Annotated in this window: 12 protein-coding genes; all 12 read left to right on the forward strand. The window is 63.4% G+C overall.

What is annotated here, in order from left to right; translation table 11 throughout:
- Positions 1-292: 292 nt before the first annotated feature.
- The 12 genes from AC56LN_RS15930 to truB all read left to right on the forward strand — a co-directional run bounded on the left by AC56LN_RS15930 (position 293) and on the right by truB (position 16273).
- Positions 293-1231 (forward strand): ABC transporter permease, encoded by a 939-nt coding sequence (locus tag AC56LN_RS15930; protein ID WP_499573111.1) that lies wholly within the window; start codon positions 293-295, stop codon positions 1229-1231.
- Positions 1228-2253, forward strand: coding sequence for an ABC transporter permease (locus AC56LN_RS15935; protein ID WP_499573113.1), 1026 nt, complete (start codon positions 1228-1230; stop codon positions 2251-2253). The genes AC56LN_RS15930 and AC56LN_RS15935 overlap by 4 nt, the downstream gene beginning before the upstream one ends.
- Entirely contained in the window at positions 2250-3941 is a 1692-nt protein-coding gene (locus tag AC56LN_RS15940) for an ABC transporter ATP-binding protein (protein ID WP_499573115.1), read from the forward strand. Before AC56LN_RS15935 ends, AC56LN_RS15940 begins: the two co-directional genes overlap by 4 nt.
- A 108-nt stretch (positions 3942-4049) precedes the next feature.
- Complete coding sequence (locus tag AC56LN_RS15945; protein WP_499573117.1) at positions 4050-4994, forward strand: VTT domain-containing protein; 945 nt, start codon at positions 4050-4052, stop codon at positions 4992-4994.
- Between the two features lie 187 nt (positions 4995-5181).
- Entirely contained in the window at positions 5182-6177 is a 996-nt protein-coding gene (locus tag AC56LN_RS15950) for a glucokinase (protein WP_482897663.1), read from the forward strand.
- A gap of 436 nt (positions 6178-6613) precedes the next feature.
- The gene (scpB, locus tag AC56LN_RS15955) at positions 6614-7348 is read left to right on the forward strand and encodes an SMC-Scp complex subunit ScpB (protein WP_499573121.1); all 735 of its coding nucleotides are present in this window, start codon (positions 6614-6616) and stop codon (positions 7346-7348) included.
- Positions 7335-9425 (forward strand): 23S rRNA pseudouridine(2605) synthase RluB, encoded by a 2091-nt coding sequence (rluB, locus tag AC56LN_RS15960; RefSeq protein ID WP_499573123.1) that lies wholly within the window; start codon positions 7335-7337, stop codon positions 9423-9425. Before scpB ends, rluB begins: the two co-directional genes overlap by 14 nt.
- 247 nt (positions 9426-9672) lie before the next feature.
- Positions 9673-10161 (forward strand): ribosome maturation factor RimP, encoded by a 489-nt coding sequence (gene rimP, locus AC56LN_RS15965; RefSeq protein WP_499573125.1) that lies wholly within the window; start codon positions 9673-9675, stop codon positions 10159-10161.
- Positions 10158-11723, forward strand: a complete 1566-nt coding sequence (nusA, locus tag AC56LN_RS15970) for a transcription termination factor NusA (RefSeq protein WP_482897667.1) — start codon at positions 10158-10160, stop codon at positions 11721-11723. The genes rimP and nusA overlap by 4 nt, the downstream gene beginning before the upstream one ends.
- Before the next feature lie 44 nt (positions 11724-11767).
- Positions 11768-14626: a translation initiation factor IF-2 gene (infB, locus tag AC56LN_RS15975; protein WP_482897668.1), complete on the forward strand. Its 2859-nt coding sequence runs from the start codon at positions 11768-11770 to the stop codon at positions 14624-14626.
- A 256-nt stretch (positions 14627-14882) separates the two neighbouring features.
- Positions 14883-15350, forward strand: coding sequence for a 30S ribosome-binding factor RbfA (rbfA, locus tag AC56LN_RS15980; protein WP_499573128.1), 468 nt, complete (start codon positions 14883-14885; stop codon positions 15348-15350).
- Positions 15347-16273 (forward strand): tRNA pseudouridine(55) synthase TruB, encoded by a 927-nt coding sequence (truB, locus tag AC56LN_RS15985; protein WP_499573130.1) that lies wholly within the window; start codon positions 15347-15349, stop codon positions 16271-16273. Before rbfA ends, truB begins: the two co-directional genes overlap by 4 nt.
- Positions 16274-16505 lie beyond the last annotated feature (232 nt).

A 16505-nucleotide genomic window follows, 5' to 3' on the forward strand; every position in this document is an offset into this window, starting at 1 on the left:
TATATGAAGGAAAATAGAGTTTGCTCGGTATTTAATGCGGTAAGAGGCAGGTTAATTGGCAGATATTGCTGATTCAGCATATGCATGCCGAAGCATTGATGACACGCTGTCAGTACCGCTTCAATGTCACAAACGTCAGTACATTGAATAACCTGTGTCTATCACCCCATGACATCCTGCGTCTGTCAGCCCGGGCCGATATGCGCTATCGTGTCGGGTTCGCAACGCCTGGATTGGCGTGGCGGATTTCGCGGGAAATGGCACATTTGCCTGGTTCCGGTTCGGGAGTTTCATGGTTGCTTATATCGTCCGGCGCCTGTGGCAGATGTTGCCGACCATGGCGGGCGTCGTGTTGCTGGTGTTCGTGCTGTTCAACTGGGTCGGCGGTGATCCGGCCTATCTGTTGGCTGGCAAGATGGCCGATGCCAATGCCATCGAAAATATCCGGCGCCAGCTGGGCACTGACCAGCCGTACCCGGTGCAGCTGTGGATCTTCGTGCAGCAGATCCTCACCTTCGACTTCGGCAACGCCTGGAGCACGGGCGAGCCGGTGGCGCAGATCATCACCAGTCGCCTGGGGCCGTCGCTCACCGTCCTGATCCCGCTGACGGTGCTCGAAGTATTCTTCGGCATTGCGCTGGCGCTGGGCATCGCTTTCGTGCGCGGCTCGCTGACCGACCGCGCCGTGATGGTGGCTTGCACGGTGGGCATGTCGATTTCGATCCTGGTGTATATCTCGGTGTTCCAGTACGTGTTTGCCTACCAGCTTGGCCTGTTTCCGGTGCAGGGCTGGGGCAGCAGCCTGGGCGAGAATTTGCGGCACTACGCGCTGCTGCCGATCATCATCGGCCTGGCCGTCTCGATCGCGCCGACGCTGCGCCTGTACCGCAGCTTCGTGCTCGACGAAGTGGGGCAGGACTACGTGCGCACCGCGCGCGCCAAGGGCCTGAGCGAGCGCCGCATCGTCTGGGTGCACGTGCTGCGCAATGCGGCCATTCCCATCATCACGCACGTGATGGCAAACCTGCCCGCGCTGCTGATCGGGGCATTCCTGCTGGAGCGCTTCTTCGGCATTCCCGGCATCGGGCGCGAAGTCATTCTCGCCGTCGAGCGCAGCGACTTCCCGGTGATCAAGGCGATCACGGTCTACGTGGCCGCGGCAACGATGGTGTTCAACCTGCTGGCCGACCTGCTGTACCGCGCCGTTGATCCGCGGGTGCAATTCCGATGACGACGCTGCAGACGTCCGCCGATTCGGCCGGCCTGTGGACGCTGGCCTGGCGCCGCCTGCGGGCAGACCGCGTGGCAATGGCGGCGCTTGCCGTCGTGGGCGGCTTTTTACTGCTCGTGCTGCTCTCGAGCACGGGCCTGGTAGCCGCTGACTGGGAAGACGAGGTGGCCGTCAATTACGCGCCGCCAGTTTTTGTCGGCGCCGATGCGACGGGGCGCGCACTGGCGCAGGCGCAGGCGCAACTGCCACGCGCCACGCCGCCGAATGCGTTCGATCCGCTCGCGGCCGAACTGGCGGCGCTGCAGGCGCAACTGGCCACCACGCATCCACCGGTGGCCAAGCGTACGACGCTGCTGTTCGGCGCCGATAAATGGGGCCACGACATCGTCAAAAAAACGATCAAGGGCGGCGAAACGTCCATTGTCGTCGGCCTGGTCGCGGCGCTGGTGGCGGTCACGCTGGGCACGCTGTTCGGCGCTGTCGCCGGTTTTTTCGGCGGCTGGATCGACGACCTGTTCAACTGGTTCTACAGCATCTTCACCTCGATTCCGTCGATCCTGATGATCCTGACCGTGGCCGCCGTGCTGCAGCAGAAGGGTGTGACGACCATCGTCCTGATCCTGGGCCTGACCGGCTGGACCGGGCCGTTTCGCCTGATGCGCGCCGAGTACATCAAGCACAGCGCGCGCGAATACGTGATGGCGGCCAATGCGATCGGCGCGTCGAACTGGCAGCGCATGTTCGGGCACATCCTGCCTAACGTGTCGCATGTGGCGCTGGTGCAGATGTCGATCCTCGTGGTCGGCTTCATCAAGGCCGAGGTCATCCTGTCGTTCCTGGGCTTCGGCGTGCCGGTGGGCACCGTGTCGTGGGGCAGCATGCTCAACGAGGCGCAGAATGAACTCATCCTCGGCAAGTGGTGGCAACTGGCGGCGGCGGCCGGCGCCATGGCCGTGCTCGTTACCAGTTTTTCACTGTTCGCCGACGCCTTGCGCGACGCGCTCGACCCCAAGATCAAATGACCCAGGACACGAACCCCTTGCTCCGGGTGCGCGACCTGCGCATCGCATTCCGGGTCGACAGGCACCGCACCAGCGCCGCTCTGAAAGGCGTGTCGTTCGACGTGCCCGACAACAGCACGGTGGCGCTGGTGGGCGAATCGGGCAGCGGCAAGTCGGTCAGTTCGCTGGCCGTGATGGGGCTGCTGCCGCCCGAGACCACGATCGTCGATCCGGGTTCGCGCATCGCGTTTGCCGGCCGCGAGCTGCTCGGCCTGCCGCTGGACGCACGGCGCGCCTTGTGCGGCAAGGACATCGCGATGATTTTCCAGGAGCCGATGTCCTCGCTCAACCCGGTGTTGACGGTGGGGTTCCAGATCGGTGAAGTGCTGCGCCAGCACATGGGCATGACCGGGCGCGGCGCGCGCGCCCGTACGCTCGAGCTGCTGGCCGAAGTGGGCATTCCTGATCCGCAGCACAAGATCGACGCCTATCCGGGCCAGATGTCCGGTGGCCAGCAGCAGCGGGTAATGATCGCAATGGCCATTGCCTGCGAGCCGAAACTGCTGATCGCCGACGAGCCGACCACGGCGCTGGACGTGACGATCCAGAAGCAGATCATGGACCTGATCGCGCGCCTGCAGCGCGAGCGGCGCATGGCCGTGCTGTTCATCACGCACGACCTGGGCCTGGTGGGCGAGATTGCCGATCGCGTGATCGTGATGCGCCATGGCGAGGTGCGCGAGGAGGGCACCGCCGCGCAGGTGTTCGGCGCGCCGCAGGACGCCTATACCCGGGCGCTGCTGCATTGCCGGCCATCGCTTGACGCCCGCCCGCTGCGCCTGCCGGTGATCGACGATTACCTGGCGGGGCGCGTGCTGCCTGGCGCGCAGCTGCCGCAACGCGTACGCGGGACGAACCCCGACGATGCGCCGCTCCTGGTGGTCAAGAACCTGGCCAAGAGTTTCTGGACGCGTGAGGGCCTGTTCGGCAAGCGCGAATTCAAGGCGGTCGAGGATGTCTCGTTCACGCTGGCGCGCGGCAAGACGCTGGGCGTGGTCGGTGAATCGGGTTCGGGCAAGACGACGGTGGGGCTGACGCTGCTGCGGCTGCACCGCGCGACGGGCGGCTCGGCGCTGTTCGAAGGGCGCGACCTGGTCACGATGACCGACCGCGAATTCCAGCCCTACAAGCGGCGCATCCAGATCATTTTCCAGAACCCGTATGCCTCGCTCAATCCGCGCTTTACTGTCGGCCAGATCCTGCTGGAACCGATGCGTATCCACGGCATCGGCGCGCATGAGGCCGGGCGAGCGGCGCTGGCGCGTACCTTGCTGGGGCGGGTCGGCTTGCCGGACGCGGCGTACGGGCGCTATCCGCATGAATTTTCGGGCGGGCAGCGTCAGCGCATTGCCATTGCGCGCTGCCTGACGATGCAACCCGAGATCCTCGTCTGCGACGAGTCGGTTTCGGCGCTGGACGTGTCGGTGCAGGCCCAGGTGCTGAACCTGCTGCAGGACCTGCAGGATGAATTCGGCCTGAGCTATATCTTCATTTCACATGATTTGTCGGTCGTGAAGTACATCTCCGACCAGGTGATGGTGATGCGCAATGGCGCCGTGGTGGAGGTGGCCGATGCCGATGTGCTGTACCGCAATCCGCAGCACCCGTACACGCAGTCGCTGCTGGCGGCGATCCCGCGCGGCGTGTAACTACGGGTCGCTGCCGATGCTGCGACAGACCGTTGCGAATATGCCAAACAGGCTGCCGAAACCGGCCGCATTTCTGTGCCGCGCGCCCAATTCACGTACACTGTGACGATGCCCCAGTTAGTCGAACTCATTCAAGTCTATGGCGTGCTGATCGTGTTCGGCATCGTTCTCGTCGAGCAGTTTGGCCTGCCCATTCCCGCCTACCCGATCCTGATCGTGGCGGGCGCGCTGTCGGTCGAGGCCGACGTCAGCTGGCAGCTCGTGTGGCTGGCAGCCATCGGCGCCTGCTTCATTTGCGACGTGTTCTGGTTCCGCGCCGGGCGCTTCTATGGCAAGCGCATCCTGCGTCTGCTGTGCAAGATTTCCCTGTCCCCCGATTCCTGTGTCAACCAGACCGAAGAGCGCTTCAGCAAGTTCGGCGTCAAGTCGCTGCTGGTGTCCAAGTTCATCCCTGGCTTCAATACCATCGCCGCGCCGTTGTCGGGCGCGATGGGCGTGGCCCCGAAGCCGTTCCTGCTGTACGCCGTCACGGGCGCGGCGCTGTGGAGCGGTGTCGGAATCCTGCTGGGTGCCTGGTTCCATGACAGCGTCGACGACGTACTGGGTATCCTGTCGACGATGGGCAGCACGGCGCTGGTCGTCGTCGCCAGCATTCTGGCCCTCTTCATCGCGTTCAAGTATGCCGAGCGGCGCCGGCATCGCTCGCGCAGCGCCGGAGAGCGCATCGAGATGGCCGAATTGCTGGCGCTGATCGACAGCGGCGATGAACCGGTACTCATCGATGCGCGCAGCCTGACCGCGCAGACGCTGGAAGCCGCCATCCCCGGGGCGCTGATTTTCCACGCGTGCCCGCCGGGGCAGCTGATGGCATCACTCGACCGCGAGCGCCAGATTGTGGTCTACTGTAGTTGTCCCGACGACATTACCGCCGCGCAAGTGGCGCGTCAGTTCGCGGCCAACGGCTTTCACCGCGTGCGGCCGCTCCGGGGCGGGCTTGATGCCTGGAACGCGCAACGTGGCGCCGCGCCATCGCTCGATCCGGCACCATGCTGATCGGGCTGTGTCTTGCACGGCTGTTCAAGTAGTGTGATTACGCTTCCAGAGCGAATTTCTTGCCAACGTAGCCCCTGCGTGTGCGATTCTCTGTACCTAAACTACAGATAGTTCTTGTCTTCAAGGCAAAGAATTTAGTATTCTTGCGGCTTCGCTCCCACTGTCTGCAATGACCGCTTCCATGTTCATGTCCGAGACTTCCCGCCTGCATGCCGGCGGCCCCCGCCTGCTGGCCGATATCGGCGGCACCAATTGCCGTTTTGCACTGGAATGTGGTCCCGACCAGCTCGAAGGCATCGAGGTCTATCCCTGCGCCGCTTACCCGACGCTGGGTGACGCGATGCGCACCTATCTGGCCAGCCCGACCGTCAAGGCGCTGACGTCCAGCCCGATCCTGCATGCGGCGCTGGCAATTGCCAACCCGGTCACGGGCGATTACGTGCGCATGACCAACCACCACTGGGAATTTTCCACCGAGGCCTTGCGGCTCGAGTGCGGTTTTGAAATTCTGATGGTGGTCAATGACTTTTCGGCGCTGGCGCGTTCGCTGCCGCATCTGGGCGAACACAAGCGGCAGGTCGGCGGCGGCGTGCCGCAACCGGATACCGCGCTGGGCCTGATCGGCGCCGGCACCGGTCTGGGCGTGTCGGGCCTGATCCCATGCGCCAGTTCGTGGACGGCCTTGCGCAGCGAAGGCGGGCACGTCAGCTTCGCGCCCATCAACGATGATGAAATCGCGATCCTGCAATTTGCCTGGCGCGAGTACGACCACGTCTCGTTCGAGCGTTTCCTGTCCGGCGCCGGTGTCGAACTGATCTACCGCGCACTGGCCGATCGCGCCGGCAGCCCTGACGAGCGCCTCAGCGCCGCCGAGATCTCGCGCCGCGCGCTGTCCGGCGAATGCCCGTTGTGCGACGACGTGCTCGAAGCATTCTGCGGCATGCTCGGCACCGTGGCCGGCAACCTGGCCGTCACGCTTGGCGCACAGGGCGGCATCTATATTGGTGGCGGCATCGTTCCGCGCCTGGGGACGCGCTTTGACCGCTCGTCGTTCCGCCGTCGCTTCGAACAGAAGGGGCGCTTCGTACATTACCTGACGGCCGTACCGACCTACGTCATCACCGCCGAGTACCCGGCATTTGTTGGCGTGTCGGCCATTTTGTCGGAAAAACTGTCAGACTGACGCTACTAGCTACCCGCCGCGTGGATGGTCGCTTGTCCACTGCGCCGTTTTATCGGGTACAATGGCCGCCAGTTGCAAGAAACGTTGTCGTCCCTCCGCGTGCCGCACAGGCCGCTCCCCGGCGCCTCCCGAACATGGCGAGTGCGCCGATACGCCGCGTTTCCCAACGAGCATCAATACTCAGAGGCAGGTTGCCCGCGACGGGTTCCTTGTCCGTCGTGTAATAGACTGTCCGGCGCATCAGCCCCGGACCCACGGATTCCAGTATCAGGCAGCAGATCGCAAGAGCAGCAGGGTCGCCACCCACGCGCCGGCATCGCACGTTGCGTGGCCGCCGGACGCTGGTCGTGCGTCCCCTGGTCCTGCGTGTGCTGGTCCTGCTGCCCGGGTTCTGTTTCTGCTACCGCTATAGTTTGTGGATTGACGACATCGCACTATGAATACTGACGAGGCCAAGCGCGTCCTCGAAACCGCCTTGCTGTGCGCCCGCGAGCCCTTGTCGATCCACGGCATGAAAAAGCTGTTCGCCGAGGTCGATGCAGGCGGTCGCAGCCAGGGCGCCGGCGTTGGTGCCGACACGATCAAGATTTTGCTGGAAGAACTACGCCACGACTGGGACGGGCGCGGTATCGAGATCGTCAGCCTGGCCTCGGGCTGGCGCTTCCAGAGCCGTCCCGAGATGAAGCCGTATCTCGACCGGCTCTCGCCCGAGAAGCCGCCGAAGTACTCGCGGGCGACGCTGGAAACGCTGGCCATCATTGCCTACCGCCAGCCGGTGACACGCGGCGACATCGAAGAAATTCGCGGCGTGGCGGTCAATTCGCAGACGATCAAGATGCTGGAAGACCGCGGCTGGATCGATGTCCTCGGTCACCGCGAAGTGGTAGGACGCCCGGCGCTGCTGGGCACGACGCGCCAGTTCCTGGATGATCTTGGCCTGGCGTCGCTGTCGCAACTGCCGCCGCTGCAGGCGCTGGCCGAGGGGCCGGATGCGCGCAGCCTGGAAGCACTGGAAGCAGCACTGAACGACAATTTTGAGAAGGCGGACGCCGGCGCGCCCGTCACACACCCGGACACTTCACCCATTGAAGTGTCGATACAAGACCTGACAGACGACGGAATTGCCGAGGCGGGTCAGCACAATAAAGATACGAACGATGAACCCAACTGAACCAACCGAAAACATGCCTGTCGATGCAGGCGATACCGCCGCTGCCAAGCCGAAGCGCCGCACCAAGGCCGTGATTGCGGCCGAGGCTGCTGCCGCAGCGCCGGCGCCGGTCGACACCGCCGCAGAAGCGCCGGTCAAGGCAAAGCGCACGCGCAAGGTCGCCGTCGCCAGCGAATCCGGCGCCGCCGCACCGGTCGCTGCCGAGCTGGCTGCCGATGCGCCAGTTGCCGACGCGCCAGCCGCGAAAGCGCGCAAGCCGCGCGCGATGAAGGCCGCCAAGGAAGTCCAGGCCGCCAAAGAAGAGCTGGCCGCTGCGCCCGCTGCCGACGGCACCGACGCCGCACCTGCGCCGACGCCAAAGCCGCGCGGTCCCCGACAGATGCGCGAAAAGCGCGCCGAGCGTGAAGCGCTCGAGCAATTGGCAGCGCCCGCCGTTGTCGCTGCCGATGCTGCGCCAGCAGGCGACGCGCCAGTGGAAGGTGCCGGCGCCGAGGCTGCCGTCGACGGCGCGCCGCAAGGCCGTGGCCGTGGCCAGCAAAAGCCGGGCATGCGCAACCAGCAGAGCAACCGTCCGGTGCAGGGCGCCGGTCGCCAGGGCCAGCCGGTCAAGCAGATCGGCCGCAACGGCAAGCCGGGCAAGCCCGGCGGCAAGCCGCAGCCGATGGACGAGGCCGACAACGTGTTCTCGTTCGTGACGTCGGACGACTTCGACGCCAACGACGGCGCCCGCCGCAATGCGCCGGTCAAGGCCGTGCGCCGCGACCTGACCGCCGACGACGACGCGCCGAAGCTGCACAAGGTGCTGGCCGAAGCGGGCCTGGGTTCGCGCCGCGACATGGAAGACCTGATCGTGGCCGGCCGCGTGTCGGTCAATGGCGAGCCGGCCCACATCGGCCAGCGCATCCTGCCGACCGATGCCGTGCGCATCAACGGCAAGCTGATCCAGCGCCGCGTGAGCAGCAAGCCGCCGCGCGTGCTGGTGTACCACAAGCCGGCCGGCGAAATCGTCAGCCACGACGATCCGGAAGGCCGTCCATCGGTGTTCGATCGCCTGCCGTCGATGAAAGCAGGCAAGTGGCTGGCCGTTGGTCGCCTCGACTTCAACACCGAAGGCCTGCTGTTGTTTACGACCTCGGGTGACCTGGCCAACCGCCTGATGCACCCGCGCTACAATATCGACCGTGAATACGCGGTGCGCACGCTCGGCGAGCTCGAAGAAGGCATGCGCCAGAAACTGCTGGCCGGCGTCGACCTCGACGATGGCAAGGCGGCATTCTCCAAAATCCAGAACGGCGGCGGCGAAGGCATCAACCGCTGGTACCGCGTGGTCATCGGCGAAGGCCGTAACCGCGAAGTGCGCCGCATGTTCGAGGCGGTCGGCCTGACCGTCTCGCGCCTGATCCGTACCCGCTACGGTGCGATGACGCTGCCAAGTGGCCTGAAGCGTGGTCGCTGGGAAGAGTTCGAAGAAAACGATGTCCGTTCGCTGATGACCGCCTTCGGTGTCGAGAAAAAAGCGGCGCCGGAGAAAAACGCCAAGTCGGGCGGCAAGCCGGGCAAGGGTCCGCGTCCGAACGGTGCGCGCGACAGCGAGCGTGGCAATGAACGTGGCAACGAGCGTGGCAACGAGCGTGGCAATAGTCGCGGTGGTGAGCGCGGCAACGTGCGCAGCGCCGGGGGCGACGATGAGCGTGGCAACGACCGCAGCGATGGCAACCGCATCGACCGCGCTGACGCCAACCGCAACGTCGATCCGTTCGGCCCGCAAGTCACCCGCGTGGGCAGCACCCGCGGCCAGGGCATCCTGAATGGTCCGGTGCCTGGCAACAAGCCAGTCGGCGGTCGTCCGGGTGGCCAGGGTGGCGGCAAAGGCCGCGGCGCCGGTTTCGGTGGCGGGCAGGGCGGCAAGACGGGCGGCGCTGGTGCCAGCAGCCGTCCACGCCAGCCTGATCCGTTGCAGACCACGTTCGGTTTTGCCAACACCGGTGGCGGCGCGCGCCGTGGCGGTGGCGGCGGCGGGCAGGGTCCGCGCGGCGGTGCCGAGCATGCGGCGCCCCGTCGCGGCCGTCGCGGCTGAGCACCATCGGTCGCAGGCTGCCGATGGCAGCCTGTCAACTGTTGTATAGCTGCTCATTTTGGCGTGCGGATTGCGAGGCACGCCGAAAAGCAGTATAATTTGCAGCCTAATCGAAGACCTTCCCGACGTGTTGTTCAGCGTGCATCCGGTGTAAGCGTCATATTTTGATTGGGTTGTAACTACAAAAAGATGGGCAGATGCCCATTTTTTTTTTGGTAAATCGTTTTAGAAGCCCTGGAGAAGTGCCGTGCAGCAGTTTGATTTAATCGCCACGACAGTCAGTGGTCTCGGTTATGAACTCGTCGATGTGGAGCGAGGCGACCGCGGGATCCTGCGTGTGTATATCGATTTTCCGGCTGCCGACGCGGACGAAAAGGGCCCGATCACGGTTGAGGATTGCGCCAAGGTGAGTCACCAGCTGTCGCATGTCTTCACCGTGGAAAACGTCGATTACGAACGACTCGAAATTTCGTCGCCGGGCCTCGATCGCCCGGTACGAACCCTCGCCGATTTCGCGCGCTTTGCCGGCCATGAGTGCACGGTCAAGCTGCGCGTCGCGGTGCCGGGCAGTGATAACCGCAAGACGTTCACCGGTATCCTGCGCGGCGTCGAGAACGACAAGGTCGGCTTGGAATTTGACAGTAAAGATGGCCCGGCGTTGATGGAATTTACGCTGGCCGAATTGGATAAGGCACGTTTAGTGCCGCAGGTGGATTTTAGGAGTCGCAAAGCATGAGTCGCGAAATTTTGTTACTGGTGGATGCGCTTGCGCGCGAAAAGAACGTCGACAAGGAAGTCGTTTTCGGAGCGCTCGAGTTCGCACTGGCACAGGCCACGAAAAAGCGTTATGAAGGCGAAGTCGACATTCGCGTGTCAATCGATCGCGACACCGGCGAATTCGAGACTTTCCGCCGCTGGCACGTCGTTCCCGACGAAGCCGGCCTGCAGCTGCCTGATCAGGAAATCCTGCACTTTGAAGCCAAAGAGCAGATCTCGGACATCGAAGTCGACGAATACATTGAAGAGCCGATCGAATCGGTTGACTTCGGTCGTCGTTTTGCCCAGGACACCAAGCAGGTCGTGCTGCAGCGAGTGCGCGATGCCGAGCGCGAGCAGATCCTGCAAGACTTCCTGGAACGTGGCGATTCGCTCGTCACCGGCACCATCAAGCGCATGGAACGCGGCGACGCGATCGTCGAATCGGGCAAGATCGAAGCGCGCCTCCCGCGCGACCAGATGATCCCGAAAGAGAACCTGCGTATCGGCGACCGTGTGCGCGCTTTCATCCTGCGTGTGGACCGCAATATGCGTGGCCCGCAGGTGATCCTGTCGCGCACCGCGCCTGATTTCATCATGAAGCTGTTCGAACTCGAAGTACCCGAGATCGAGCAGGGCCTGCTGCAGATCAAGTCGGCTGCCCGTGATGCCGGCGTGCGCGCCAAGATCGCCGTGTTCACGGCCGACAAGCGCATCGATCCGATCGGTACCTGCGTCGGCATGCGCGGTTCGCGTGTCCAGGCCGTCACCGGCGAACTGGGCGGCGAGCGCGTCGACATCGTGCTGTGGTCCGATGATCCTGCGCAGTTCGTGATCGGCGCCCTGGCGCCGGCGAATGTCTCGTCGATCATGGTCGACGAAGAAAAGCACGCGATGGATGTCGTCGTGGACGAAGAAAACCTGGCCATCGCGATCGGCCGTTCGGGCCAGAACGTGCGCCTGGCGTCCGAGCTGACCGGCTGGAAGATCAACATCATGACGGCCGAGGAATCGGCCAACAAGGTGGAGCAAGAGTCGGCGGCCATCCGCGCGCTGTTCATGCAAAAACTGGACGTCGACCAGGAAGTGGCCGACATCCTGGTGGAAGAAGGCTTCTCGAGCCTGGAAGAAATCGCGTATGTCCCAATTTCCGAGATGCTGGAAATTGAATCGTTCGACGAAGACACCGTCAACGAACTCCGTACCCGTGCACGTGATGCGCTGGTCACCGAGGCGATCGCTTCCGAAGAAGGCCTCGAAGGCATGGAAGAAGCTCTGGTCAATCTGGAAGGCATGGACCGTACCGTTGCCGGCAAGCTTGGCCTGGCTGGTATCAAGACGGTCGACGCATTCGCGGCACTGGCCTATGACGAGTTTGGCGCCATCCTGGCACTGCCGTCGGAACGTGCCCGCGACCTGATCAAGAGTGAATTTAATGATGTGACCGACGACGAGATGAAGCTGGTCGATGGCAAGTACGACGACCGGGCGAAAGCACTGCAGGCGAAAGCCTGGAGCCTGGCTGAAACGGCCAAAGCTTGAGCAAATCTTTATCATCTGTCGCGACACATAGAAAAGAGGACTGAATGGCGAGTAACAACGTAGCCCAATTTGCCACCGAGCTGAAGATGCCTGCAGACCTGCTGCTGACGCAGCTGCGCTCGGCCGGCGTCGAAAAAAGTTCGACGTCAGATCCGTTGTCGAAAGATGATAAGGACAAGCTGCTGAACCATCTGCGTCGTACCCACGGCGCGAGCGACACCGGTGAAAAGAAAAAGATCACGGTAACGCGCAAGGAAACCAGCGAAATCAAGCAAGCTGATTCGTCGGGCAAATCGCGCACCATCCAGGTCGAAGTCCGCAAGAAGCGCACCTTCGTGCAGCGCGACGACCTGGTCACGACCAAAGCACCTGAAGAGCCGGTCGTCGACGCTGCTGAACAAGCACGTCGCGAAGAGGAAGCAGCGCGCCAGAACGAAGCGATCGCCCGCCAAGAGGCTGATCTGCGCGAGAAGCAAGAGCGCCTGATCAAACTCGAAGCCGAAGAAAAGGCGCAAGCCCAGGCAGCGCAAGAGCAGGCCAAGCGCGATGCGGCTGAACAAGCCAAGCGCGACGCCGCCGAGAAATCGGCTGCTGCTGCTGTGGCTGCCGGTGCTGCCAAGGAAGCTGCTGCCGGCGCGAAAGAAGCCGCTGCCGGTGCTGCTGACGAATCCGCCAAGCGCGCTGCTGAAGAAGTCAAGGCCCGCAATGAAGCGGCGAGCAAGGAAGCGGCCGAACGCGTTGCCGCCACCGAGCGCGCACGCAAGGCCGTGGCCGATGAAGTCGCGCAGATCAAGCTGATGATGAGTCAGCCGCGTCGCGTCATCAAGGCACCTGAGCCAGCACCGAAGCCGGTCGTCGCACCAGCGGCCCCGGCCGGTACGCTGCACAAGCCTGCCGACAAGAAGCCTGGCGAAGTCAAGAAAGACGACGCCAAGAAGCCTGGCGACAAGAAGTCGATCAAGTCGGCCAATGTGTCGTCGACCTGGTCGGACGACGCCAAAAAGCGTGGCGGTCCGAGCGTGAAAACGCGCGGCGGCGCAGGCAGCAGCACCGGTGGCCGTGATGGCTGGCGTGCTGGTGGCGGCCGTGGTGGTCGTCGTGGTCATGATGACCGCGAAACCAACTTCCAGGCGCCAACCGAAGCGATCGTGCGCGATGTGCACGTGCCGGAAACCATCACCGTGGCCGAACTGGCACACAAGATGGCCATCAAGGCATCGGAAGTCATCAAGCAGCTGATGAAGCTAGGCCAGATGTGCACGATGAATCAGGTGCTCGACCAAGAGACCGCGATGATCCTGGTGGAAGAGATGGGCCACAAGGCCTTCGCTGCCGCTGAGGATGATCCGGAAGCACTGCTGGCCGACAACGGCGAGCACGCCGAGTTCGAGTCGACCTCGCGCGCACCGGTCGTCACCGTCATGGGTCACGTCGACCATGGCAAGACGTCGCTGCTGGATTACATCCGTCGCGCCAAGGTCGCTTCGGGCGAAGCCGGTGGTATTACCCAGCACATCGGTGCCTACCACGTGGATACCCCACGCGGCATGATCACCTTCCTTGACACCCCGGGTCACGAGGCGTTCACCGCCATGCGTGCCCGTGGTGCCAAGGCGACCGACATCGTCATCCTGGTAGTGGCGGCGGACGACGGCGTGATGCCGCAAACCAAAGAGGCAATTGCTCACGCAAAAGCCGCTGGTGTCCCGCTGGTCGTGGCGATCAACAAGATCGACAAGCCGGGTTCGAACACCGACCGCGTCACGCAAGAGCTGGTCGCTGAAGGTGTCGTGCCGGAAGAATACGGTGGCGAATCGCCATTCGTGCCAGTGTCGGCAAAAATCGGTACCGGTATCGACGATCTGCTGGAGCAAGTGCTGCTGCAGGCCGAAGTGCTTGAACTGAAAGCACCGACCGAAGCGCCGGCCCGTGGCCTGGTGGTCGAAGCCCGTCTGGACAAGGGCCGCGGCCCGGTGGCAACGATCCTGGTGCAGTCGGGTACCCTGAAGCGCGGCGACGTCGTGCTGGCAGGTTCGTCGTTCGGTCGTGTTCGTGCGATGCTGGACGAAAACGGCAAGGCGATCACCGCCGCTGGTCCATCGATTCCGGTCGAGATCCAGGGCCTGACCGAAGTGCCGACCGCCGGTGAAGAAGTCATGGTCATGGCCGACGAGCGCAAGGCGCGTGAAATCGCCCTGTTCCGTCAAGGTAAGTTCCGTGACGTGAAGCTGGCCAAGCAGCAAGCCGCGAAGCTCGAGAACATGTTCGAGCAGATGGCCGAAGGCGAAATCAAGAACCTGCCGCTGATCGTCAAGACCGACGTGCAGGGTTCGCAGGAAGCGCTGGTCGGTTCGCTGCAGAAGCTGTCGACCTCGGAAGTGCGGGTCCAGATCGTGCACGCAGCGGTCGGCGGCATCACCGAGTCGGACGTCAACCTGGCGACCGCGTCGAAGGCAGTCATCATCGGCTTCAACGCCCGTGCCGACGCCCAGGCGCGCAAGCTGGCCGAGTCGAACGGCGTGGACATTCGTTACTACAGCATCATTTACGATGCAATCGACGAAGTCCGTACCGCGCTGTCGGGCATGCTGGCGCCAGAAAAGCGCGAGACCATTACCGGTCAGGTCGAGATTCGCCAGGTCATCCTGGTCTCGAAAGTCGGCGCGATTGCCGGTTGCCTGGTTACCGATGGTGTCGTCAAGCGTTCGTCGTCGGTCCGTCTGCTGCGCAACAACATCGTGCTGTGGACTGGCGAGATCGATTCGCTCAAGCGCTTCAAGGACGACGCAAAAGAAGTGCGCGCCGGTCTCGAGTGCGGCCTGTCGCTCAAGGGTCAGAACGAAATCCAGGTCGGCGACGTCCTGGAAGTGTTCGAAGTCACCGAAGTGGCACGTACGCTGTAAGCGACACGTTGGCGTAACATGGGGGCCAGGACGCTTCGCGGCAACGTCGCGAAGGGCCTGGCCCTTTTTTCGCTGCCGGCCTCGATGTAGCATTGGCCTGCAGCCCCTGCACGTCGTTCCCGCGCAGGCGGGAACCCAGGTTCGTCTGCGCAGCCAGGAGTTCGATCGATGTGGCTGTGCATGCATACTTGGGTTACCGCCTTCGCGGGAACGACGGCAAGTGAAGCAAACAAAAGAACAATGAGCGGTACATATCATGGCTAAACACAGCAAAAGCATTCCCAAGCGCGGCCTGCGCGTGGCCGACCAGATCCAGAAGGATCTGTCGGAACTCATCGCCTTCGAACTGAAGGACCCTCGTGTCGGCATGGTCACGATCAGCGAAGTGCAACTGACCCCCGACTATGCCCACGCCAAGGTGTATTTCACCTTGCTCAAGGATGGCGTGGAAGAAGTCAGGCAGACGCAGGAAGGCTTGAACAAGGCATCCGGCTACCTGCGCAATATGCTGGGCAAGCGCCTGCACATCCACACGCTGCCGGCGCTGCACTTCGTGCATGACACGTCGACCGTGCGCGGCCTGCAGATGTCGGCACTGATCGACCAGGCCAACGCCACCCGCTCGAAGGATGACCCGGAATCGAATCCGGCACCTGAGCCGGACGTCGACCTGGACCAGGACACCGATGGCGTCGACGACGCCGACAAGGCGAACAAAGCGTGAACGGTCGGGCCGCCAAAAAACCGCGCGACCTGATCAATGGCGTGCTGCTGCTCGACAAGCCGGTGGACTTCTCGTCGAATGACGCGCTGATCAAGGCCAAGCGCGTGCTCAACGCAAAGAAGGCCGGCCACACCGGCACGCTCGACCCGTTCGCCACCGGCCTCTTGCCGCTGTGCTTTGGCGAGGCGACCAAGTTCTCGCAGGATTTGCTGGAGTCGGACAAGACCTATCTGGCCACGGTTCACCTGGGTATCACGACCACCACCGGCGACACTGAAGGCGAGGCCGTCGAGACAAAGCCGGTCGACGTGACGCTTGACCAGATCGAAGCCGCGCTGGCGCGCTACCGCGGCCCGATCCTGCAAACGCCGCCCATGTATTCGGCGCTCAAGCGCGACGGCAAGGCGCTGTACGAATACGCACGCGAAGGCATCGTGCTCGAGCGCGAAGCGCGGCCGGTGACGATCCACTCGCTGACGCTGGTCGCGTACGACGCGCCGTTCCTGAAGATTGCCGTCACCTGCAGCAAGGGCACCTATGTGCGCGTGCTCGGGGAGGACATCGGCGCCGCGCTCGGTTGCGGCGCGCACCTGAACGCGCTGCGCCGCACCGAAGTCGGCCCATTGACGATCGAGGGCATGATCACGCTGGACGATCTGCTGGCGCACCCCGACCCCTTGTCGCTGCTGCAGCCAGTCGACGCCTTGCTGTCGAGTTTCCCGGCGCTCGAGCTCACGCCCGAACTGGCGCGCCGCTTCCTGCAAGGCCAGCGCCTGGCGCTCGGCAAGGAAGAGATCGCCGTGCCCGAACAGCAGGGCAGGGTGCGCATCTATCACGCCGGCAGCCTGCTGGGCACCGGCATTTTGGGTGAGTATGCGATCCTCGCCCCCGAGCGCCTGATCTCGACCGCGCCGCAAGGTTGATGTCACGGGGCAGTCATAAACGGGCGCTACCCTTGCAGGCAGCGCCCCGTCTGCCCAATGACCGGGCAAGCTCTTGAAATACCTCGCTATTTCCAGCCACCCCGGTTAGAGCGGTACTTTACCTGCTATACTAGTCGGTTTCCGAAATCAGCAAGTGCGCGGCAACTTCGCGGCACCATCGCGGCAACATCGTCGCAGTACCTCGGCAGCATCGCGGTACAGCGCAGCAGAT

The sequence above is a fragment of the Telluria sp. ZT3P26 genome, from assembly GCF_059686035.1.